Genomic DNA, 22089 nt, shown 5'->3' on the forward strand with positions numbered 1-22089 from the left:
TCGTGCATGGTGGGGAGGCGGGGGACGGGACTCGGGGCCGCACACAGAATCGGAGCACGCGGATGTACGTCGTGAAGAGCCCGTTGTCCGACCCGGACCTGAAGACCGTCTCCGAGGCGCTCCAGGGGGCGCTCGTCGACCTCCTGGACCTCTCCCTCGTCGCGAAACAGGTCCACTGGAACGTGGTCGGGCCGCGCTTCCGCTCGGTGCATCTCCAGCTCGACGAGGTCGTGGACTCCGCCCGGACGCACTCCGACACGGTGGCGGAGCGGGCCTCGGCCCTGGGCGTGCCGCCCGACGGACGTGCCGCGACGGTGGCCGCCGGCAGTGGGATCGCGGCGGTGTCCGACGGCTGGATGAAGGACACGGACGCGGTGGGGACCCTCGTGGACGCCCTGGGCGCGGTGATCGTGCGGATGCGGGAGCGGGTGGCGGCCACCGGGGACGCCGATCCCGTCAGCCAGGACATCCTGATCGGGATCACGGCGGATCTGGAGAAGCATCACTGGATGTTCCAGGCGGAGAACGGCTGAAGAGACGGGGGCGGGGCGCCGAGGACGGGCGGTCGGCGCGCCCTGTCCGGTGGTGAGCGGGTCGTACTGGCGTCGGGCTGGAGGTTGATCCATGGCACGGCCGACGGTGCGCCGGGGGATGGCGCTCGGATTCGGAGTGCTGTGGTGGTGTGCCGCGGTGCGGCTGGCGCTGGCGCCCGGCGCCGGGGTGCTGGAGGGGGCGGTCGTGGCCGGCGGGTGGGGGGTGAGCCTGCTGCCGGTGCACTGTGTGCCCAAGGGACTGGCCGCCGGAGCCGTGCGCGCGGGCCGCTGGCGGGCGGCCTGGCGGACCGCCGCTGTCACCACGGCATCGCCACTCCGCCGTTCGGACGCAGGATCTGGCCCGTCATGAACGCCGAGGCGTCCGAGGCGAGGTAGAGCACGGCGTGGGCGACGTCCTGGGGCTCGCCCACCCGGCCCAGCGGCGACAGCCGCGCCATCAGCGCCTCGGTCCGCGCCTGCTCCGCGGCCTCGTGGCGCTCGGTCATGGGCGTACGCGTCCAGCCCGGTGCGACCGCGTTGACGCGGATGCCGTGCTGTCCGACCTCGCTCGCCAGCGTCTTCGTCAGCTGGACGACGGCCGCCTTGGCGGCGCCGTAGCAGAGCAGACCGGGGCGGCCGGAGTCGATGGCGCCGGAGGCCATGGTGACGATGCTGCCGGGGGTCCGGCGGGCCAGCATCGCGCGGGCGGCCTCCTGGCAGGCGTGGAGAACGCCCTTGAAGTTCACGTTCAGGACACGGTCGAGGTCCTCGTCCCGAGTCTCCAGCACCGGGCTGCTGTGCATGATGCCGGCGATGGCCGCCATCACGTGCAGCTGCTCGCAGGACGCGACGGCCTGGTGGAGCTGTTCGCGGTCGGTGACGTCGACGTGGTGCGTACGGGCCGTACCGCCGGCGTCCTTGATCAGGGTCGCCGTCTCGTGCAGGCCCTGCGCGTCCCGGTCCGCGCAGTGGACCGTGGCACCCGCCTCGGCCAGCAGCAGGGCCGAGGCGCGGCCGATGCCGGCCGCCGCCCCGGTGACGAACGCGGTCCGTCCGGTGAGGTCGTACGCCTTGACGGGCATGCAAGGACGGTACGAGCGTTTCTGACGGTCCGTCAATCAGTCGTCAGGGGTCGGCTTCCGCGGTGGGTACGGGGTTTCGGGGCGGGGCCCGGCTGGCAGTGGGGGCACCAGTAGGTGGGGCGCTCGCGCGAGCCGTCGCCCTGGTCGGCCAGGCGGATGGACGTCCCGCAGCGCAGACAGGGGCGGGGAGCGCGGCCGTACACGAACAGGGCCTGGCCGCCGCGCCCCGTGGTCATGCGGATCGGGCGGTCCCGGTTGGCCTCCAGGAGCCGCTTGGCCAGCTCCGGCAGCTTCGCGGCGCGCTCGGCGGGCAGTGCGCCCACCGGGAGCCAGGGGGTGACGCCGAGCAGGAAGCACAGCTCGCACTTGTACACGTTGCCGATGCCGGCGAGGTTGCGCTGGTCCAGCAGGGCCTCGCCCAGGGCGCGGTCGGGATCGGCGAGGACGTTCGCGAGCGCCTGCTCGGGGTCCCAGTCCGGGCCCAGAAGGTCGGGGCCGAGGTGACCCACGGCGCGGTCCTCGTCGGCGGTGCGCAGCAGCTCGAGCACGGGGAGGCGGTAGCCGACGGCCGTCTGGTCCGCGGTGCCCAGGATCACCCGGATCTGGTGTGAAGGGCCGCCGGTCCAGCGCCGGCCGTTCGCGTACACCTTCCAGGCGCCGTCCATCCGCAGGTGCGAGTGGAGGGTGAGGCCACCCTCGATGCGGGTCAGGAGGTGCTTGCCGCGCGCGGTCACGTCCAGGACGGTCCGGCCCGTCAGGTCGGCCGTGGCGTACTTGGGCACGCGGAGGTCGCTGCGGGTCAGCGGCTTGCCCGCGAGGGCGGTGTGCAGGCGTTTCGCGGCCTGCCAGACGGTGTCTCCTTCGGGCATGGATCCAGGGTTGCACGGCTGGTGGCGTCGGAGGGGTCGGGCCGAAGCGCGCCCTAGGCCCGCAGGCGTAGGCCTCTGGGGGTCGCGATGAAGCCCGCTCCTTCCAGGAGGGTGCCGATGGGGGAGGTGAGGGCCTGGGCGTTGTTGATGCGTTCCACCGTGACGGTCCCCAGGGAGCCTGCTCGGGCCGCGCCGGCCAGGGCTTCGGCGGCCGGCTGGAGGCGGGGGTCGTCCGTGGCCTTGGCGTCGGGGTCGGCCGGCCAGGCGAGGAGGGACTTGCCGCCGCGCTCCATGTACAGCGTCAGCTCGCCGTCGACGAGGACCACCAGGGAGCCTGCCTTGCGGCCCGGTTTGTGGCCCGCGCCCGTCGGGGGTTCCGGCCAGGGCAGGGCCGCGCCGTAGGCGTTCGCCGGGTCGGCGGCGGCCAGGACCACGGCTCGGGAGTCGGGGGCCGGACGCGGGCGGCGGTTGGGGGCGGGGGAGCCGTACGAGGCGTACGGGACGTAGCCGGAGCCGCCGCCGCGTGGGCCGCCCGCGCCGGGATCGGCGAAGTCGCGGGGCGAGACGTACTCGTCGCGCGAAGGCGGAGCGGGCGGGAAGCCGTCCGGGTCCTCGGTGAAGCCCGTGATCTCGGAGGAGGCGGGGGGCCAGGTCATGTCGTCCATGGGCGGGTGGGGGAGGGCCTCCCCCGATCGCGCGCGTTGGACACCGCGCGGAGGCGGTCCACCGCGCCGTCCATCGCGAACTGTGCCGCGCCGAGTCCCTCCACCACATAGCCACGCCGGGCCTGGCCGCTCTCCTCGAACACCGACAGGATGCGGTACGTCGCCGAGAAGCCGCCCTCGACGCCTTCCGCGGCGACGGCGCCCCGGGTGACGACGCCGTGCCGGTCGAGGAGAGTGCGGGCGAGGGCGTGGGCGCGGACCGTGGGGTCGGGCTCCATGGAGGGGAGCAGCGACCAGCGGCCGGCGACCGTGGGCGGGCCCGTCCGGGAGGCGGTGCGGGCGGCGGCGGTCAGGGAGCCGTAGCGGCCGCGCGGGACCGTGCGCTTGGCCCGATGGGCCGTGGAGCCCGCGGTACGGCCCGAACCGAGCAGGGAGCGCATCGGGGTCAGCGTGTCGTTCGTCAGGCGCCCGGACCAGGCCAGGTCCCAGACGGCGTCGGCCAGTTGGGGATCGGTGGCCTCGGGGTGGGTGGTGGCGCGGACCTGGTCGGCGATCTGCCGGAAGAACAGGCCGTAGCCCCCGGAGAGGGCGTCCAGCACGGATTGGTGCAGAGCCGTCAGCTCCAGGGGGTGCGGTGGGGGCAGGAGGAGCGGGGCCGCGTCCGTCGTGTAGAGGGAGACCCAGCCGTCCTTGCCGGGCAGCGCGCCCGCGCCGGCCCAGACGATTTCTCCGGCGGCGGTGAGCTCGTCGAGCATCGCCGGGGTGTAGCCGGCGACGCGGGAGGGCAGCACCAGCTTCTCCAGGGCGGAGGCGGGGACGGACGCGCCCTGCAACTGCTCGATCGCCCGGACCAGTCCGTCGATGCCGCGCAGGGCGTGACCCTTGCCGATGTGCTGCCACTGCGGGAGGAACTGGGCGAGCGCGGCCGGTGGCACCGGCTCCAGTTCGTGCCGCAGCGCGGCCAGGGAACGGCGGCGCAGACGGCGCAGCACGGACGCGTCGCACCACTCCTGGCCGATGCCCGCGGGATGGAACTCCCCCTGTACGACACGGCCGTTCGCGGCGAGCCGCTGCAGCGCGCCCTCCGTGACCGCCACGCCCAGGCCGAAACGGGCCGCCGCCGTGGCCGACGTGAACGGGCCGTGGGTGCGGGCGTAGCGGGCCAGCAGGTCGCCGAGAGGGTCCTTGACCGGCTCCATGAACGCCTCGGGGACGCCGACGGGCAGCGCGGTGCCGAGTGCGTCGCGCAGGCGCCCGGCGTCCTCGATGGCCGCCCAGTGCTCGCTGCCGCCGACCCGGACCCGGATCGCGCGCCGGGCGGAGGCCAGCTCCTGGACCCAGTGCGGCTCGGCGCCCCGCTCGGCCAGCTCCGCGTCGGTCAGCGGGCCGAGCAGGCGCAGGATGTCGGCGATGCCCTCGGCGTCCTTGACGCGCCGGTCCTCGGTGAGCCACTGGAGTTCACGCTCCAGCTCGGTCAGCACCTCGGCGTCGAGGAGTTCGCGCAGCTCCGCCTGGCCCAGCAGTTCGGCCAGCAGACGCGAGTCCAGGGAGAGGGCGGCGGCCCGGCGCTCGGCGAGCGGTGAGTCGCCCTCGTACAGGAACTGGGCGACGTACCCGAAGAGCAGGGAACGGGCGAAGGGGGACGGCTCCGGGGTGGTGACCTCCACCAGACGCACCTTGCGGGCCTCGAGGTCGCCCATCAGCTCGACGAGTCCGGGCACGTCGAAGACGTCCTGGAGGCACTCGCGGACGGCTTCGAGGACGATCGGGAACGAGCCGAACTCGCTGGCCACCTCCAGCAGTTGCGCGGCGCGCTGGCGCTGCTGCCAGAGCGGGGTGCGCTTGCCGGGGTTGCGGCGCGGGAGCAGCAGCGCGCGGGCGGCGCACTCGCGGAACCGGGACGCGAACAGGGCCGAGCCACCGACCTGGTCGGTGACGATCTGGTCGACCTCGCCCTTGTCGAACACGACGTCCGCCGCGCCCACGGGGGCCTGGTCGGCGTCGTACTCGGTGCCCGCCTTCGTCGGTTCCCGGTCGAGCAGGTCCAGGCCCATGAGGTCGGCGTCGGGCAGACGCAGGACGATGCCGTCGTCGGCGTGCATGACCTGCGCGTCCATGCCGTAGCGCTCGGAGAGCTTGGTGCCGAGGGCGAGCGCCCACGGGGCGTGCACCTGGGCGCCGAACGGGGAGTGGACGACCACGCGCCAGTCGCCCAGCTCGTCCCGGAAGCGCTCGACCACGATCGTGCGGTCGTCAGGGATGTGACCGCAGGCCTCGCGCTGCTCGTCCAGGTAGGACAGGACGTTGTCCGCCGCCCAGGCGTCCAGCCCCGCCGTGAGGAGGCGCAGCCGGGCGTCGTCCTTGGGCAGGGAGCCGACCTCGCGCAGGAACTGACCCAGCGCGCGGCCCAGTTCGAGCGGGCGGCCGAGCTGGTCGCCCTTCCAGAAGGGCAGGCGGCCCGGGACGCCCGGCGCGGGGGAGACCAGGACGCGGTCGCGGGTGATGTCCTCGATCCGCCAGGAGCTGGTGCCGAGCGTGAACACGTCGCCGACCCGGGACTCGTAGACCATCTCCTCGTCGAGCTCGCCGACCCGGCCGCCGCCCTTCTTGGGATCGGATCCGGCGAGGAAGACCCCGAAGAGGCCGCGGTCGGGGATGGTGCCGCCCGAGGTCACGGCGAGGCGCTGGGCGCCCGGACGGCCGGTGATGGTCCCCGCGACGCGGTCCCACACCACGCGTGGGCGCAGCTCGGCGAACGCGTCGGACGGGTAGCGGCCCGCGAGCATGTCCAGGACGGCCGTGAACGCCGACTCGGGCAGGGACGCGAAAGGAGCCGCGCGGCGGACCGTGGCCAGCAGGTCGTCGACCTGCCAGGTGTCCAGGGCCGTCATGGCGACCAGCTGCTGGGCGAGGACGTCCAGCGGGTTGGCGGGGACCCGCAGGGACTCGATGGAACCGGTGCGCATGCGCTCGGTGACCACCGCCGCCTGGACCAGGTCACCCCGGTACTTGGGGAAGACCACCCCGGTGCTGACCGCGCCGACCTGGTGGCCCGCGCGGCCCACGCGCTGCAGGCCCGAGGCGACCGAAGGGGGCGACTCGACCTGGACGACCAGGTCGACGGCGCCCATGTCGATGCCCAGTTCCAGGCTGGACGTCGCCACCACCGCGGGCAGGCGGCCCGCTTTGAGGTCCTCCTCGACCAGTGCTCGCTGCTCCTTGGAGACCGAGCCGTGGTGAGCGCGCGCGATGACCGGCGGGGCGCCCTGGGCCGCTCCCGAGCCACCCATGAGCTCGGCCGGGGCGTGGTGCTCGTCCAGGGGTTCGCCGGTGGCGCGCTCGTACGCGATCTCGTTGAGCCTGTTGCACAGGCGCTCCGCGAGGCGGCGGGAGTTGGCGAACACGATCGTGGAGCGGTGGGCCTGGACGAGGTCGGTGATCCGCTCCTCGACATGCGGCCAGATCGAGGGGCGCTCCGCCCCCTCCGAGCCGTCGGCCACCGGTGAGCCGCCCAGCTCGCCCAGGTCCTCCACCGGGACGACGACCGAGAGGTCGAACTCCTTGCCCGACTTCGGCTGGACGATCTCGACCTTGCGGCGCGGTGAGAGGTAGCGGGCCACCTCGTCCACCGGGCGGACGGTCGCCGACAGGCCGATGCGGCGGGCGGGCCTGGGCAGGAGCTCGTCCAGGCGCTCCAGGGAGAGCGCGAGGTGGGCGCCGCGCTTGGTGCCGGCCACCGCGTGCACCTCGTCCAGGATCACCGTCTCCACGCCGGTCAGCGCGTCACGGGTGGACGACGTCAGCATCAGGAAGAGGGACTCGGGCGTGGTGATCAGGATGTCCGGGGGGCGGGTGGCCAGGGCGCGGCGCTCGGCGGCGGGGGTGTCGCCGGAGCGGATGCCCACCTTCACCTCGGGCTCGGGCAGGCCGAGCCGGACGGACTCGTGGCGGATGCCGGTGAGGGGGCTGCGGAGGTTGCGCTCCACGTCCACCGCGAGGGCCTTCAGCGGCGACACGTACAAGACCCGGCAGCGCTTCCTCGGGTCGGCGGGCGGGGGTGTGGAGGCGAGCTGGTCCAGGGCGGCGAGGAAGGCGGCCAGGGTCTTGCCCGAGCCGGTGGGGGCCACCACCAGCACGTCCGAGCCCTCCCTGATGGCGTTCCACGCGCCCGCCTGGGCCGCGGTGGGCGCGGAGAAGGCCCCCGTGAACCAGCCGCGGGTCGCGGGGGAGAAGCCGTCGAGGGCTCGTTGTGCGTCGCTGACCATGCGTCCATCCTGCACCCGGCCACTGACAATACGGTTGGCCTGCGGGTTCGCGGCGCGGGAGCGGGAGGTCGGGTGCGGCGGGACCGGGACCGGGGGCGTGGTCGGGTGCGGTGGGCTGGGAGCCGGGCGCTGAGCTGTGAGCCGGGGTGCGGCTCGGCGTGGGCGGCGTGCGTGGCGGAGAATCGGCTGTATGGCGGATTTCGGTGAGGAGGCGGCTCGGCACTGGCGGTACGCCGACCTGCCCGGCGTCGATCTGCTGCGGGCCCGGTACGTCCGCAAGACGTTCGTGCGTCACACCCACGAGCACTTCGTCATCGCGGCCATCGCCGACGGGGTCGAGGTCTTCCACCACCGCGGCGCCGACCAGTACGCGGGGGCGGGGGCTCTCGCGCTGGTCAATCCCGACACCTCGCACACGGGCCGGGCCGGGGTGCCCGAGGGGTGGCGGTACGGGGCCGTGTACCCGTCGCCGGACGTCGTTGCCGAGATCGCGGCCGAGACGACCTCCCTCCGCGGGGCGCCGGGGTTCGTCAGCCCCGTACTCGACGACCCGTACGCGGTCCGGCTCGTCCACCAGGTCCTGCGTGCTGCCGACGAGGGCAACGCGCTGGCCGCCGACACCTTGCTGCGGATCGCCGTCACCCGGCTGCTGCGGCTCAACGGCGGCCCGCTGCCGCAGCGGGCCGTGCGGACGGCGGGGGCTCGGGTCGCCGCACGCGCGCGTGCCGTGCTGGAGGAGCGGATGGCCGGGCCGCCGACGCTGGAGACGCTGGCGGGTGACCTCGGGACCAGTCCGTTCGCGCTGCTGCGGGCCTTCCGGGACGCCTACGGGATGCCGCCCCACGCCTGGCTGACGGACGCCCGGGTGCGGCGGGCGCGGCGGCTGCTCGACGCCGGGACGGCGCCCGCCCAGGCGGCCGTCGCCGTGGGCTTCACCGACCAACCGCATCTGAACCGGCACTTCGCACGGATCGTCGGCGTCCCTCCGGGGGCCTACCAGCGCGAGCGCAAGAACGTACAAGACGCCCGGCCGCCGTCCCCGTAGCGTCCGGGACGTGGCAGAACAGACAGCTCTCGCAGACACAGGAGCCGATGACGGAGGCAGGACCGACGCCGCCGTGGTCCGGGACGCGCTCGGAGTCGGCGTCGCCGTCGGACTGTCCGGGTTCGCCTTCGGGGTGACCTCGGCCGGCGGCGGGCTCACCCTGGGGCAGACCTGCGTGCTCAGCCTCCTGGTGTTCACCGGCGCGTCCCAGTTCGCGCTCGTCGGAGCGCTGGCGGCCGGAGGCAGCCCCTTCACGGCGGCTGCCGGCGCGTTCTTCCTGGGTGTGCGCAACGCCTTTTACGGGCTGCGCCTGTCGCAGGTGCTGGCCTTTCCGCGCCTTCTGCGGCCGTTCGCCGCGCAGTGGGTCATCGACGAGACGACGGCGGTCGCGCTCGCGCAGCCCACGCGGCGTGGTGCCCGGATCGGGTTCACCGTGACCGGGCTCAGCCTGTACCTGCTGTGGAACCTCACCACCCTGCTCGGCGCCCTGGGCGCCAAGGCCATCGGGGACACGGACGCGTGGGGCCTGGACGCCGCCGGGCCCGCCGTCTTCCTGGCCCTGCTCGCGCCGATGCTGAGGTCCGCCACCGAGCGCGCCGTCGCCGGGCTCGCCGTCGTCCTGGGGCTCGGGTTGCTGCCCGTGCTGCCCGCCGGTGTGCCCGTCCTGGTGGCCGCGCTGGCCGCTCCCGCCGTCCTGCTCCTGAAGGGACGCCGCGACGGCCGGGCGCCCGGTGACGTCACGGGGGAGGACCGTTGAGCACCTGGATCGCCATAGGCCTGACGGCTCTCGGCTGCTACGCCGTCAAGGTCGCCGGTCTGTTCGTCCCCGAAGGCGCCCTGCGGCGGCCGTTCGTCAGGCGGCTGGCGGCCTTGCTGCCGGTGGCTCTGCTGGCCGCGCTCACCGCCCAGCAGACCTTCGCCGACGGGCGCGCTCTGGTACTGGACGCGCGCGTGGCCGGTGTCCTCGCGGCCGCTGTCGTGCTGGTTCTGCGCGCCCCCTTCCTGCTCGTGGTGGCCGCGGGAGTGGTGGTGACCGCCGGGGTGCGGGCCATGGGCGGGTGAGGGGTGCGGGCCGTCAGCCGATGGAGCGGCCGTACGCCCGGAGGGCGCGCAGTGCCTCGATCGTCACCTGGGGGCGCGCCTCCAGGGCGATGCCCGGCGCCCACTGACGCCACTTGATCGGCCAGCCGCCGTCCTCCTGCTGAGCGGCCGCGAGAAAGTCCAGGGAGCGCTCCATCTCGTCGTCGGTGAACCACGCGCGCGCGAGCGAACTCGGCGTCCTCGCGTAGTCGTGCGGGAAGTGGTGCTCACCGGGGGCGTAGCCGGGCGCCACCGGGTAGGCGGCGAGATTGTCCGGGTCCAGTGCGGCCAGCCGGTGCTCGCGCACCAGACGGCCGAGCCGGTCGGCGGCCGCCTCCGCGCGCGGGCGGTCGGGAGCGGAGTCCAGGAAGGCCACGGCGGCCTCGATCTCGTAGGGGTGGGACTTCTCCAGCGAATCGATCGCCTGCCAGCAGAAGTCGGTGGCCCGGAACAGCCAGGCGTGCCACACCTCGTTGCGGTGCAGCAGTCCGACGACCGGCCCGGTGGCGAGCAGTTCGCTCGGCGGGTCGTCCACGATCGGCATGAAGGGGGCGGCGGGGTAGCCCCGCTGGCTGGGGTGGATCGCCGGCAGTGCGCCGTCCGCCGTCGAGACGGAGGTCAGGTAGCGGCACACCCGCTCCACGCGCTGGCCGCCGCAGCGCCCGATGGAGTCCAGGACGCGCAGTGCGTGCCCGGTGTGCAGCGGCTGGCTGACCGGGCCGCGCAGGTCGGGCTCCAGGGCGTGGCCGTATCCGCCGTCCTCGTTGCGGTAGGCGTCCAGGGCGGTCTCCACCGGGTCGGCGCCGCCGTTCAGGAAGTGGTGGGCGAAGAGGCGCTGTTCCAGCACGCGCGCGGTGAGCCAGACGAAGTGCTCGGCGCGGAAGAGCGGGGAGCGCGCCGGGGGTGTGACGGGGAGTGGGGAAGCTCCGGTTTCGGACATGCGACAGACCGTAGGGCGGAAAGCGGTCTCGACAAGCGGTCACGTCTCAGGCCACCCCCAGGGGCGGGATACTGGAGGCATGCGGTTGACGGTCTTCTGGCAGCGGATGGCGGATCACTTCGGCTCGGGGTACGCCGACACCTTCGCGCGCGACCACGTGATGACGGAGCTGGGCGGGCGCACGGTGCACGAGGCGCTGGACGCCGGCTGGGACGCCAAGGACGTGTGGCGTGTGGTCTGCACGGTCATGAACGTTCCGCGCGAGAGGCACTGATCGGTCACGAAGATCGCAGGGCGGGAGATGATTGTCGTACCCGTGGGCGAGACTTGAGCCGTGGCACCCACTGACGAGACCGAGCCGCCCGCCCGGCATGCCTCCCCGTTCGGCACGACGCCGCCCGACCGTCCCCCGGCCGACGGCGCCGTCCCCGGCGCGCGCATGCCGCGCTGGCTGCCGCGGGCCGTGGTGCTGGTGCTCTCCCTGTACGCCGCCTTCCAGCTGGGCACTTGGGCGTTCCACCAGCTCACCGGCCTGCTGATCAACATCCTCATCGCGTTCTTCCTGGCCCTCGCCATCGAGCCCGCGGTGAGCTGGATGGCGGCGCGCGGGATGCGCAGAGGGCTGGCCACCGCACTCGTCTTCCTGGCCGTGATGATCGCGGCCGCGGGCTTCGTCACCCTGCTCGGCTCGATGCTGGCGGGCCAGATCATCAAGATCGTCGAGGACTTCCCCAACTACCTCGACTCGGTCATCAACTGGGTCAACGCGCACTTCCACACCCATCTGAAGCGGGTGGACGTCCAGAAGGGGCTGCTCCGCTCCGACTGGCTGCGCAACTACGTGCAGCACAGCGCCACGGGCGTCCTCGACGTGTCCGCCCAGGTCCTCGGCGGACTCTTCCAGCTGCTGACGATCACGCTGTTCTCGTTCTACTTCGCCGCCGACGGGCCCCGCCTGCGCCGCACGATCTGCTCGGTACTGCCGCCCGCCCGGCAGGCCGAGGTGCTGCGCGCCTGGGAGATAGCCGTCGACAAGACCGGCGGATACCTGTACTCGCGCGGACTGATGGCGCTCATCTCCGGCATCGCGCACTACATCTTGCTGCAGATCCTGGGCGTGCCGTACGCGCCGGTGCTCGGGGTCTGGGTGGGCCTGGTCTCGCAGTTCATCCCGACCATCGGCACCTACCTCGCGGGCGCCCTGCCGATGCTGGTCGCGTTCACCGTCGATCCCTGGTACGCGCTGTGGGTGCTGGTCTTCGTCGTGGTCTACCAGCAGTTCGAGAACTACGTGCTCCAGCCCAAGCTGACCGCGAAGACCGTCGACATCCATCCCGCCGTCGCCTTCGGCTCGGTCATCGCCGGCACCGCGCTCCTCGGCGCGGTCGGCGCGCTGATCGCCATTCCGGCGGTCGCCACGCTGCAGGCGTTCCTGGGGGCGTACGTGAAGCGGTACGCGGTCACGGACGACCCCCGGGTGCACGGGCACCGGCGCGGAGGCCCGGGGCCCGGACTCCTCACGCGCGCCAGACAGCTCCGGGTGCGACGGCCGGAGGACACGCCGCTGGAGGAAGAGCCCGAGGGCAGCTCTTCCTGAAGAGTCCGACGCCGGCTCTTGCCCAGGGGCCGAGACCGGCCCTTTCTGACGATCCCGAGGACGGTTCGTCCCTGCCGGGGTCCACGTTTCCCGCCGCGCTGGGGCGGACGTCTGCCTCGTTCCCGGCTCACCTCCGGCCCGCCACGCGACCGTGGACGTAGTCTCGGAGGTGCCGCGTGATGCGCTTGACACAAAAATCGAACATCTATTCTTATGGAGGCTCCGGCAAGCCTCTCGACGGGTGATTCGAACCGTTTTCAACGGATAAGAACCCGAGTTATCCACAGGCCGGACGGGCGTCGGGGCCCATTGTCAGTGGCAGGCGTTAGCGTCTTTGACGTGAAGCGATCGACTCAAGCAAATCGGGTGGAACCCATGGCAGGAACCGACCGCGAGAAGGCCCTGGATGCCGCGCTCGCACAGATTGAACGGCAGTTCGGCAAGGGCGCCGTGATGCGCCTCGGCGAGCGGCCGAACGAGCCCATCGAGGTCATCCCCACCGGGTCGACCGCGCTCGACGTCGCCCTCGGCGTCGGCGGCCTGCCGCGTGGCCGTGTGGTGGAGGTCTACGGACCGGAGTCCTCCGGTAAGACCACGCTGACCCTGCACGCGGTGGCCAACGCGCAGAAGGCCGGCGGCCAGGTGGCCTTCGTCGATGCGGAGCACGCCCTCGACCCGGAGTACGCGAAGAAGCTCGGCGTCGACATCGACAACCTCATCCTCTCGCAGCCGGACAACGGCGAGCAGGCCCTGGAGATCGTGGACATGCTGGTCCGCTCCGGTGCCCTCGACCTCATCGTCATCGACTCCGTCGCCGCGCTCGTCCCGCGCGCGGAGATCGAGGGCGAGATGGGCGACAGCCACGTCGGTCTGCAGGCCCGTCTGATGAGCCAGGCACTGCGGAAGATCACCAGCGCGCTCAACCAGTCCAAGACCACCGCCATCTTCATCAACCAGCTCCGCGAGAAGATCGGCGTGATGTTCGGCTCGCCGGAGACCACGACCGGTGGCCGGGCGCTGAAGTTCTACGCCTCGGTGCGCATCGACATCCGTCGCATCGAGACCCTGAAGGACGGCACGGAGGCGGTCGGCAACCGCACCCGCTGCAAGGTCGTCAAGAACAAGGTCGCGCCGCCCTTCAAGCAGGCCGAGTTCGACATCCTCTACGGCCAGGGCATCAGCCGCGAGGGTGGTCTGATCGACATGGGCGTGGAGCACGGCTTCGTCCGCAAGGCCGGCGCCTGGTACACGTACGAGGGCGACCAGCTCGGCCAGGGCAAGGAGAACGCGCGCAACTTCCTGAAGGACAACCCCGACCTGGCCAACGAGATCGAGAAGAAGATCAAGGAGAAGCTCGGCGTGGGCGTGCGGCCGGAGGAGCCGACGGCGGAGCCGGGCGTGGACGCCGCGGCCGGCGCTGCCGCGGACGACGCCGCGAAGACGGTGCCCGCACCGGCGGCCAAGGCGACCAAGGCCAAGGCCCCGGCCGTCAAGAGCTGATCCCGTGACACGGCGAACCGACTGGGCGGAGTACACCCACCCCGACGCACCACGCGGTCGGGGTGGGAGAGACGACGGGGGTTTTGCCGGTCCGGGCGGCGAGGCGGACGGGGAAGGGACGTGGCAGGACGCGGACGGGGGACACGGCCGCGCCGGCGCGTACGGAACGGGGTCGTCGTACGGCAGCGGGAAGTCGTCGTACGGCAGCGGGAAGTCGTCGGACGGAGATAGCCCGTACGGGGACGGTCCGTACGCGGATGGTTCGTACGGGGACGGTCGGTACGGCGAGGGTTCGTACGGCGGGGAGTGGCCGGGTGAAGGCCCGGCGGGGTCCGGGCACGCTGGGCACGAGGTGGCCTCGGCCGACGGAGGTCCGCGCCGCCGAGGCGGCCGGACCAGTGGCGCGGGCGGCTCCCGAGGGCGTCGCGGGCGACGCGGCGGAGAGCCGTTCGGTGAGGACGGGGGTTCCTCCTCCTTGTCGAGGGCCGAGCGGGAGGAGCCGCCCGCGGACCCGGTGGAGCGGGCACGGGCGATCTGCCTGCGCCTGCTCACCGGGACTCCGCGCACGCGCAAACAGCTCGCGGACGCCCTGCGCAAGCGGGAGATCCCGGACGAGGCGGCCGAGGAAGTGCTGTCGCGATTCGAGGAGGTCGGGCTGATCAACGACAGCGCGTTCGCGGACGCCTGGGTGGAGTCCCGGCACCATGGCCGCGGGCTTGCCCGGCGGGCCCTCGCTCAGGAGCTGCGCACCAAGGGCGTGAACTCCGAGCTGATCGACGTGGCCGTCGCCCGGCTCGACTCCGAGCAGGAGGAGGAGACCGCGCGCGAACTCGTCGCCCGCAAGCTGCGCTCCACTCGCGGGCTCGACCGCGACAAGCGCCTCCGCCGCCTTGCGGGCATGCTCGCCCGCAAGGGCTACTCCCAGGGCATGGCCCTGCGCGTCGTCCGGCAGGCGCTGGAGGAGGAGGGGGAGGACACGGAGTTCCTGGGAGACGAGGGGTACTGACAGGGGCGCGACTCCTCGCCCCGGGTGCCGTCCGATCGTCCCCCGGAGCTCCGGGCCGGCCCTGCCCCTACGATGTCACCGGCAACCCCGCCGCCCTCCACGCCTGGAAGCCCCCGATCAGATCGGTGGCGCGAGACAGCCCCAGGGTGTGCAGCGATGCGGCGGCGAGGCTCGACGCGTAGCCCTCGTTGCAGATCACCACGACGCGCAGATCGTGGCCGGTGGCCTCGGGGAGGCGGTGGCTGCCCTGGGGGTCGAGCCGCCACTCCAGCTCGTTGCGCTCGACGACGAGCGCGCCGGGGATCAGGCCGTCCCGCTCCCGCAGGGCCGCGTACCGGATGTCCACGAGTACGGCCTCGCCCGCCCGCGCGGCGGCGTACGCCTCCTCGGGCCCGATCCGCTCGTACCCCTCGCGGACCCGCTCCAGCAACTCGTCGATGCCCACGGGCCGTTCGTTCGCGCCGCTCACTGCCAGTCCTCCGGACGCTCGACCTGCTCCAGCCGTAGGACCTGGCCCACGCGGCTGTAGCGGCGGATCTGCGGGAGCGGCGGGTAGTAGGCGTGGACGGAGATCGCGTGCCGGTCGGTGGACTCGTTGAGGACCTCGTGCACATGGTGGCGGCCGAAGGAGCGTCCCTTGCCCGCCGGCAGCCGGCGTTCCCGGTCCACGTCGTCGGCGAGTTCAAGGGTCCGCCAGCCGTCGGCGGGCAGTCGGGCGGCGAGTGCGTTCTCCTTGAGCTCACCGGCCGCGGTGACGAAGGCGCCGACGGACTCGGCGTGATCGTGCCAGCCGGTGCCCGTCCCGGGCGGCCAGCCGATCAGCCAGGCCTCGCTGCCGCCGGGCCCCACCAGGCGCACCCAGGTGCGGCCCTCGGGATCGAGCGGAAGTGAGGCGATCAGCTCGGCGTCGGCGGCCGTGCGCCGCACGAAGTCGAGGAGGTCGGCCTGCGTCGGCGCGGAGACCGAGGCCGCCGAAGCCGTCGTAGGCACGGGGACAGAAGGGGAGACAGACACGGGGCACCGTCCTGAGAAGTGTTCGCGGAGAGCGCGCGGCGGCTCCGGAACAGCTCGAAAGCGGCGCGCGCGAGAAGAAGAGGGACGCGAATTCAGCAGGACGGACGACACACGCAGCCCGCGTAGCGGACGAGGTCCATATGGACCCTCCGCCACAGGCGCACACAGGTGTCGGTCATGGTCGGGAGTAGACCATGGCGGTGCGGGCCGGTCAACTCACCGTCACTATGTGGACCGCACAGTGACGGCGAGCCCCGCGGCGCGCCACCGGCTCGACGTCGGTGCACGCCCGCGCCCACTTCAGCGCATGCCCGCGTCCCTCACCGCGCCCCCGCGCTCGCCCCCGCCCCCGCTCCCGCCTCGGACCCCGCATCGGCCTCCGTCTTCGCCGGGTCGCCCAGTGTCGCCTCCGCCGCCGCGTACAGGTCGGCCGGGCGTACCCCGCCGAAGGCGGTGACCAGGTGGCCGTCGGGGCGTACGAGGAGGACGGAGTGCGCGGCGGCACCCGGGTAGCTCTCGGCGACCAGCAGTTCGGCCGGGTGCGGCAGTGCGGCCACGGCGGCCGCCAGGCGGGGCATGACGCCGGCGGTCACCCAGTGCTTGCGGTCCCACACGCCCGTGCCCGGCGCGACGAGGACGACCAGCAGGGCTCCGCGTCCGAGCCGGTCGCGCAGCTGGACGAAGGTGCCGTCCTCCGCGGTCACCCGCACGTCGGCGACCGGCGCGCCGGGCTCCGTGTCGACCGGCACCTCGCCCTCCAGATGCCGGGGCGCCAGCGGCGAGAGGGCGTATGCCCCCGGCGCGCCGAGTGCCCCGCGCCCGAGGTGACCGTCCGTGAGCAGTGCGTCGGCGCCCCGGGCGGAGCCGGGGACGTAGGCGCGCAGTGCTCCGGCGCCGCGCAGCAGCGGCAGCACCTGGTCGGCGGCGCGCAGCCGGGCGGCGACAGCGCCGCGCCGTTCCGCCTGGTAGCTGTCGAGCAGCGCCTCGTGCGGACCGTGGTGCCAGGCCAGGGCCAGCTTCCAGGCGAGGTTGTCGGCGTCCCTGAGCCCTTCGTCGAGCCCCTGGGTGCCGAGCGCGCCCAGCAGGTGCGCGGCGTCCCCGGCGAGGAAGACCCGGCCGGCCCGCCATCGGCGGGCGAGCCGGTGGTGGACGGTGTGGACGCCGGTGTCGAGGAGTTCGTACGGCGGTGTGGAGCCCCCGGTCCAGCCGGCCAGCGTCTCCCGGATGCGGGCCAGCAGCAGCTCGGGCGTGACCAGGTCCTTGCCCGGTGGCAGCAGCCAGTCCAGGCGCCACACCCCGTCCGGCAACGGGCGCCCGGTGATCTCCCCGCCCGACGGCCCGGACGTCCGCCACGGCGGCATCCGATGGAGCAACGCCCCCTCGAAGGGAAGGTCCGCGCGCAACGCCGCCACGGCGTGTCGCTCCACCGCGGTACGGCCGGGGAAGCGGATGTCCTGGAGCTTGCGCACGGTGGAGCGGACACCGTCGCAGCCGACCAGGTAACTGCCGCGCCACCATGTGCCTTTCGGGCCGCGGGTGTGGGCCGTGACGCCCGTGGGTTCCTGCTCGACGGTGTCGACGCGGCTGTCGGTGGCGATCTCGACCAGCGGTTCGCCCGCCAGGGACTCGCGCAGGGCGCCGGTCAGGACGTGCTGGGCGATGTGCAGGGGAGCGGGGTCGGTGTCGTCGTCGAAGGTGATCTCGCGCATCACCTGCTTGCGCCGCAGCGACCGCCATCCGGTCCAGCGCGCGCCGGCCTCGTCGACCGGCAGACCGGTCAGCCGCTGCATCAGGGCGGCGGTGTCCTCGCGCAGCACGACCGTGCGCGCCGGACGCGGTTCGTCCTTGCCGGGGCCCTCGTCCAATACGACGGAGGGCACCTCCTGACGCGCCAGCGCCAGGGCGAGCGTGAGCCCGACGGGCCCCGCTCCGACGATGATCACCGGGTCCACGGCGCGGCGCCCCCTGCCCGCGATGGTGTCCTGAGGGACGTATGTGAACAGGAAGTCGGAGCAGGGTGCACGATCACAGAACGTATGCAACCCATTGTCGTTGTTTGCGTCAAGTGACGGAGGCAGTGGCGATCACGCCACTGCCTCCATGTGGGTCAAGCCAATTGAGTGATCATCAGCTCATACGGAGGACGCGCCGGTCCCAAAACCGCCGCCGACCGCGGCGGGGTTCATCTCCACCTGGTCCTCCGACAGGACCGCCCCCGTGCTCCGCTTGCTGCGGCGCAGCCTGCCCTCAAGCCAGCTCGCGAAGCTGGTGAGGATGAAGTTCACCACGATGAAGATGATCGCCACGCCGATGAAGCTGGGGATGACGTTGGCGTAGTTGGCCGCGAACGTGCTGCGGGCGTTCAGCAGTTCGGTGTAGCCGATCATCACGCCGCCCAGCGCGGTGTCCTTCACGATGACGACGAGCTGGCTGACGATGGCGGGCAGCATGGCCGTGACCGCCTGCGGGAGCAGGATGCTGGTCATCGTCTGGCCCTTGCGCAGGCCGATGGCGTACGCGGCCTCGGTCTGGCCCTTGGGCAGGGCGAGGATGCCCGCGCGGACGACCTCGGCGAGGACGGAGGCGTTGTAGAGCACCAGACCGGTGACGACCGCGTACAGCGGCCGATCCTCGGTGGTGACGTTCGTGGAGCGGGCGAAGAACTCGTTCGCGAACAGCATCAGCAGCAGAACCGGGATCGAGCGGAAGAACTCGACCACGACGCCGGCCGGTCCGCGCACCCACCGGTGGTCGGACAGGCGTGAGATGCCGAAGAAAGCGCCCAGTGGAAGGGCGATGACCATCGACAGCGCGGCGGCCTTCAGGGTGTTGCCGAGGCCCGGCAGCAGATACGTCGTCCACGCCTCCGACGTGGTGAACGGCTCCCACAGGCTCCACTTCAGCTGGCCCTTGTCGTCCATCTTCTGCCAGACCCACCACAGCACCAGGCCGAGCAGGAGGACGAAGACCACCGAGAGGACGACGTTGCGCCGCTTGGCCCGGGGGCCGGGGGTGTCGTAGAGAACGGAGCTCATCGCTTCACCGCCAGTCGCTTGCCCAGCCAGCCGAGGATCAGGCCGGTGGGAAGGGTCAGTACGACGAAGCCGAGGGCGAAGACCGCGCCGATGAGCAGCGTCTGGGCCTCGTTCTCGATCATCGTCTTCATCAGGGCCGCGGCCTCGGCGACACCGATCGCGGCCGCCACCGTGGTGTTCTTGGTCAGCGCGATCAGGACGTTGGCCAGCGGGCCGATGACCGAACGGAACGCCTGCGGCAGCACGATGAGGCGCAGGGTCTGGCTGAAGCTCAGCCCGATGGCACGGGCCGCCTCCGCCTGTCCGAGGGGCACGGTGTTGATGCCCGAGCGCACCGCCTCGCAGACGAACGCCGCGGTGTAGGCGACGAAACCGAGCACCGCCAGCCGGAAGCCCTGGATCTTGAAGTCGGTCGCGCCCATGGTCACGCCGAAGATGTCGGCGAGACCCAGCGAGTTGAAGACGATGATGACCGTCAGGGGGATGTTCCGGACGATGTTGACGTAGGCGGTGCCGAATCCGCGCATCAGGGGGACCGGACTGACCCGCATCGCCGCCAGGAGAGTGCCCCAGACCAGGGAGCCCAGGGCGGAGACGACGGTCAGTTTCACCGTCATCCAGAACGCCCCCAGGACGTCATAACCATGAAGAAAGTCGAACACGATCTCCCGCGCTTCCGGGTGTGTGGCGTACGAGGAGGGCGAGGCCCTGTGCCGGGCGCGCCGCCGCCGTGATCGCGGCGGGCGGCGGCGCGCCCAGGGTCCCTGCGGGGCCGGGGGTCCGGGCCCGTGCCTTACTTGACGATCTGGCCGATCTTCGGCGCCGGCTCGTACTGGTACTGGGCCGGGCCGAAGTTCTTCTTGACGTCCTTCTCCCAGGTGCCGTCGCTGACCATGCTCTTGAGGGCGTCGTTGATCTTGTTGAGGGTGGCGGTGTCACCCTTCTTCACGCCGATGCCGTAGTTCTCGTTGCTGAGCTTGAGCCCGGCGAGCTTGAACTGGCCCTTGTACTTGTCCTGCGCCGCGTAGCCCGCGAGGATCGAGTCGTCGGTGGTCAGCGCGTCCACGGCCCCGCTCTGGAGGCTGGCGACGCACTCCGAGTAGCCGCTGTTCGTCTTCAGGTTCGCCTTGGGGGCGATCGTCTTCTGGATGTTCTGGGCCGAGGTGGAGCCGACCACGGAGCACAGCTTCTTGCCGTTGAGGTCCGTGCCCTTGGTGATCGTGGAGTCCTTCTTGACCAGCAGGTCCTGGTGGGCCAGGAAGTACGGGCCGGCGAAGTCGACCTTCTGCTTGCGCTCGTCGGTGATCGAGTACGTGGCCGCGATGAACTTGACGTCGCCGCGCTGCAGCGCGTTCTCACGGTCGGCGCTCTTGGTCTCGACCCACTCGATCTGGCTGGGCTTGTAGCCGAGCTTGCCCGCCACGTACGTCGCCACGTCCACGTCGAAGCCGGAGTAGGTGCCGTTGGGCTCCTTCAGACCGAGACCGGGCTGGTCGAACTTGATGCCGATCTTGATCTTCTTGCCGCCCCCGGAGGAACCGCCGTCGTTGTTGTCGCTGGACCCACAAGCCGTGGCGGCCACGGCGAGGGCGAGGACGGCGGCCGAGGCGGCGGTGACCTTGCGGAGCTTCATGATGAACATCCTTTGGCTGGTGAAAAGAGAAGGCCGTCGGAGAGAAGGGCCGTCGTGGGCGGAGGGGCGGGCCGTCAGTGGTGCAGGATCTTCGACAGGAAGTCCTTGGCACGGTCGCTGCGCGGGTTGCTGAAGAACTGGTCGGGCGCAGCCTCCTCGACGATCCGGCCGTCCGCCATGAACACCACGCGGTTCGCGGCCGATCGTGCGAAGCCCATCTCGTGCGTGACGACGATCATGGTCATGCCGTCGCGGGCGAGCTGCTGCATGACCTCGAGGACCTCGTTGATCATCTCGGGGTCGAGGGCCGAGGTCGGCTCGTCGAAGAGCATCACCTTCGGGTCCATGGCCAGGGCGCGTGCGATGGCGACGCGCTGCTGCTGACCGCCGGAGAGCTGCGCGGGGTACTTGTCGGCCTGCGCTGCCACGCCGACCCGGTCGAGCAGGGTGCGGGCCCGTTCCTCGGCCTTCTTCCTGTCGGCCTTGCGGACCTTGATCTGGCCGAGCATCACGTTCTCGAGCACGGTCTTGTGCGCGAAGAGGTTGAAGGACTGGAAGACCATGCCGACGTCCGCCCGCAGCCGGGCGAGCTCCTTGCCCTCCTGGGGCAGCGGCCTGCCGTCGATGGCGATCGTGCCCGAGTCGATGGTCTCCAGACGGTTGATGGTGCGGCACAGCGTGGACTTACCGGACCCCGAGGGCCCGATGACCACGACGACCTCGCCGCGTGCGATCGTCAGGTCGATGTCCTGGAGTACGTGCAACGCGCCGAAGTGCTTGTTGACGCTCTTCAGGACGACCAGTTCGCCGGTCGCGGCCACGTCCTGCTTGGCCACCGATACTTCGGTCATCGCTATCGGGCTCCGTCCTCCTCGGTTTCGGAGGACAGTAGTGACCCCGTTCCACCAGCGTCATTACATCTGAGGGGAATCTGAGCATCACGATCCGATAGCAATCGGACACGTGTCGTAGCACTTGGAGCAGGGCGCATATCGGCCGGGTAACTAAAGCCTGGCGCAACCGGAACCCACTTGACTGCGTCCTCGTCCATCAGCGTGACTGCCTTGACGCATACGCGTGTGGGCGCGCGTTCCTATCCATCCTGTTCGTACGGCCGATGAACCGAAGGGGGCCCGGATGAGACTGCTCCTCGTCGAGGACGACAACCATGTCGCCGCCGCACTCTCGGCGGTTCTGGCACGGCATGGCTTCGACGTCACGCACGCGCGCAGCGGCGAGGAGGCCCTTCAGGCGCTGGTCCCGGAGGGTGACGGTTTCGGTGTCGTCCTGCTCGACCTCGGCCTGCCCGACCAGGACGGCTACGAGGTGTGCGGCAAGATCCGTAAGCGCACCAGCACCCCGGTGATCATGGTCACCGCCCGCTCCGACGTCCGTTCCCGCATCCACGGCCTCAACCTCGGCGCCGACGACTACGTGGTCAAGCCGTACGACACCGGGGAGCTGCTCGCCCGGATCCACGCCGTCAGCCGGCGCACCGTCCACGAGGACGCCGGCTCCGGCGAGGACAGCACGCTGCGCCTCGGTGCCGTGCTCATCGAGCTGCCCACGCGCCAGGTCACCGTCGACGGTTCGGTCGTGCAGCTGACCCGCAAGGAGTTCGACCTGCTCGCCCTGCTCGCGCAGCGCCCCGGGGTGGTCTTCCGCCGTGAGCAGATCATCAGCGAGGTGTGGCGCACCAGCTGGGAGGGGACCGGACGCACCCTGGAGGTGCACGTCGCCTCCCTGCGCGCCAAGCTGCGCATGCCGGCCCTGATCGAGACCGTACGCGGCGTCGGCTACCGGCTCGTCGCCCCCTCCCCGTAGC

Annotated in this window: 20 protein-coding genes and 2 pseudogenes; 10 read left to right on the forward strand and 12 right to left on the reverse strand. The window is 71.9% G+C overall.

What is annotated here, in order from left to right; all coding sequences use genetic code 11:
* The first annotated feature begins 62 nt into the window (after positions 1–62).
* Both LN251_RS22895 and LN251_RS22900 read left to right on the forward strand, forming a co-directional pair.
* A complete protein-coding gene (locus LN251_RS22895) occupies positions 63–533 on the forward strand; it encodes a Dps family protein (protein ID WP_458246012.1) in 471 nt (156 codons plus the stop codon).
* A 91-nt stretch (positions 534–624) separates the two neighbouring features.
* Positions 625–903 carry a hypothetical protein gene (locus tag LN251_RS22900; RefSeq protein ID WP_458246013.1) on the forward strand — a complete coding sequence of 93 codons (279 nt, stop codon included), beginning with the start codon at positions 625–627 and terminating at the stop codon, positions 901–903.
* Here the strand turns inward: LN251_RS22900 and LN251_RS22905 are convergent.
* The 3 genes and pseudogenes from LN251_RS22905 to LN251_RS22915 all read right to left on the reverse strand — a co-directional run bounded on the left by LN251_RS22905 (position 851) and on the right by LN251_RS22915 (position 7414).
* Complete coding sequence (locus LN251_RS22905) at positions 851–1615, reverse strand: SDR family NAD(P)-dependent oxidoreductase (protein WP_458246014.1); 765 nt, start codon at positions 1613–1615, stop codon at positions 851–853. The genes LN251_RS22900 and LN251_RS22905 overlap by 53 nt on opposite strands.
* A gap of 32 nt (positions 1616–1647) precedes the next feature.
* Positions 1648–2484 carry an Fpg/Nei family DNA glycosylase gene (locus LN251_RS22910; protein WP_458246015.1) on the reverse strand — a complete coding sequence of 279 codons (837 nt, stop codon included), beginning with the start codon at positions 2482–2484 and terminating at the stop codon, positions 1648–1650.
* Between the two features lie 53 nt (positions 2485–2537).
* A pseudogene (locus LN251_RS22915) lies at positions 2538–7414 on the reverse strand (ATP-dependent helicase).
* Positions 7415–7604: 190 nt separating this feature from the next.
* Here LN251_RS22915 and LN251_RS22920 point away from each other — a divergent pair.
* From LN251_RS22920 to LN251_RS22930, 3 genes and pseudogenes are all read left to right on the forward strand, one after another.
* A pseudogene (locus LN251_RS22920) lies at positions 7605–8441 on the forward strand (AraC family transcriptional regulator); the annotation flags it as partial.
* Between the two features lie 28 nt (positions 8442–8469).
* Positions 8470–9216 carry an AzlC family ABC transporter permease gene (locus LN251_RS22925; RefSeq protein ID WP_458246016.1) on the forward strand — a complete coding sequence of 249 codons (747 nt, stop codon included), beginning with the start codon at positions 8470–8472 and terminating at the stop codon, positions 9214–9216.
* On the forward strand, positions 9213–9521 hold the full coding sequence (locus LN251_RS22930) for an AzlD domain-containing protein (RefSeq protein WP_058922581.1): 309 nt from the start codon (positions 9213–9215) through the stop codon (positions 9519–9521). Before LN251_RS22925 ends, LN251_RS22930 begins: the two co-directional genes overlap by 4 nt.
* A 13-nt stretch (positions 9522–9534) precedes the next feature.
* Here LN251_RS22930 and LN251_RS22935 read toward each other — a convergent pair whose 3' ends face one another.
* On the reverse strand, positions 9535–10479 hold the full coding sequence (locus tag LN251_RS22935; protein ID WP_458246017.1) for a hypothetical protein: 945 nt from the start codon (positions 10477–10479) through the stop codon (positions 9535–9537).
* Positions 10480–10558: 79 nt separating this feature from the next.
* Here LN251_RS22935 and LN251_RS22940 point away from each other — a divergent pair, with 79 nt between their 5' ends.
* The 4 genes from LN251_RS22940 (at position 10559) to recX (ending at position 14582) form a co-directional block, all read left to right on the forward strand.
* Positions 10559–10753 carry a DUF3046 domain-containing protein gene (locus LN251_RS22940; RefSeq protein ID WP_383676906.1) on the forward strand — a complete coding sequence of 65 codons (195 nt, stop codon included), beginning with the start codon at positions 10559–10561 and terminating at the stop codon, positions 10751–10753.
* A gap of 60 nt (positions 10754–10813) precedes the next feature.
* Positions 10814–12076, forward strand: a complete 1263-nt coding sequence (locus LN251_RS22945) for an AI-2E family transporter (protein ID WP_458246018.1) — start codon at positions 10814–10816, stop codon at positions 12074–12076.
* Between the two features lie 375 nt (positions 12077–12451).
* Positions 12452–13576 carry a recombinase RecA gene (recA, locus tag LN251_RS22950; protein ID WP_458246019.1) on the forward strand — a complete coding sequence of 375 codons (1125 nt, stop codon included), beginning with the start codon at positions 12452–12454 and terminating at the stop codon, positions 13574–13576.
* Between the two features lie 4 nt (positions 13577–13580).
* Positions 13581–14582 carry a recombination regulator RecX gene (recX, locus tag LN251_RS22955; RefSeq protein ID WP_458246020.1) on the forward strand — a complete coding sequence of 334 codons (1002 nt, stop codon included), beginning with the start codon at positions 13581–13583 and terminating at the stop codon, positions 14580–14582.
* Between the two features lie 67 nt (positions 14583–14649).
* Here the strand turns inward: recX and LN251_RS22960 are convergent, their stop codons facing one another.
* From LN251_RS22960 to LN251_RS22995, 8 genes are all read right to left on the reverse strand, one after another.
* A complete protein-coding gene (locus tag LN251_RS22960; RefSeq protein ID WP_458246778.1) occupies positions 14650–15057 on the reverse strand; it encodes a rhodanese-like domain-containing protein in 408 nt (135 codons plus the stop codon).
* On the reverse strand, positions 15048–15596 hold the full coding sequence (locus tag LN251_RS22965) for a cysteine dioxygenase (RefSeq protein ID WP_458246021.1): 549 nt from the start codon (positions 15594–15596) through the stop codon (positions 15048–15050). Before LN251_RS22965 ends, LN251_RS22960 begins: the two co-directional genes overlap by 10 nt.
* 92 nt (positions 15597–15688) lie before the next feature.
* The gene (locus tag LN251_RS22970) at positions 15689–15775 is read right to left on the reverse strand and encodes a putative leader peptide (protein WP_313960178.1); all 87 of its coding nucleotides are present in this window, start codon (positions 15773–15775) and stop codon (positions 15689–15691) included.
* Between the two features lie 141 nt (positions 15776–15916).
* Positions 15917–17548, reverse strand: a complete 1632-nt coding sequence (locus LN251_RS22975; RefSeq protein ID WP_458246022.1) for an FAD-dependent monooxygenase — start codon at positions 17546–17548, stop codon at positions 15917–15919.
* Positions 17549–17728: 180 nt separating this feature from the next.
* On the reverse strand, positions 17729–18631 hold the full coding sequence (locus tag LN251_RS22980; RefSeq protein ID WP_458246023.1) for an amino acid ABC transporter permease: 903 nt from the start codon (positions 18629–18631) through the stop codon (positions 17729–17731).
* A complete protein-coding gene (locus LN251_RS22985; RefSeq protein WP_458246024.1) occupies positions 18628–19293 on the reverse strand; it encodes an amino acid ABC transporter permease in 666 nt (221 codons plus the stop codon). The genes LN251_RS22980 and LN251_RS22985 overlap by 4 nt, the downstream gene beginning before the upstream one ends.
* Before the next feature lie 131 nt (positions 19294–19424).
* Positions 19425–20264, reverse strand: coding sequence for a glutamate ABC transporter substrate-binding protein (locus LN251_RS22990; protein ID WP_458246025.1), 840 nt, complete (start codon positions 20262–20264; stop codon positions 19425–19427).
* A gap of 74 nt (positions 20265–20338) precedes the next feature.
* Positions 20339–21115: an amino acid ABC transporter ATP-binding protein gene (locus LN251_RS22995; RefSeq protein WP_249838086.1), complete on the reverse strand. Its 777-nt coding sequence runs from the start codon at positions 21113–21115 to the stop codon at positions 20339–20341.
* A gap of 286 nt (positions 21116–21401) precedes the next feature.
* On the opposite strand from LN251_RS22995, the gene LN251_RS23000 reads away from it, so the two are divergent.
* Positions 21402–22088 carry a response regulator transcription factor gene (locus tag LN251_RS23000; protein WP_458246026.1) on the forward strand — a complete coding sequence of 229 codons (687 nt, stop codon included), beginning with the start codon at positions 21402–21404 and terminating at the stop codon, positions 22086–22088.
* The last annotated feature ends 1 nt before the right edge of the window (position 22089 follow it).

The organism is Streptomyces sp. MAI_2237 (assembly GCF_054189285.1).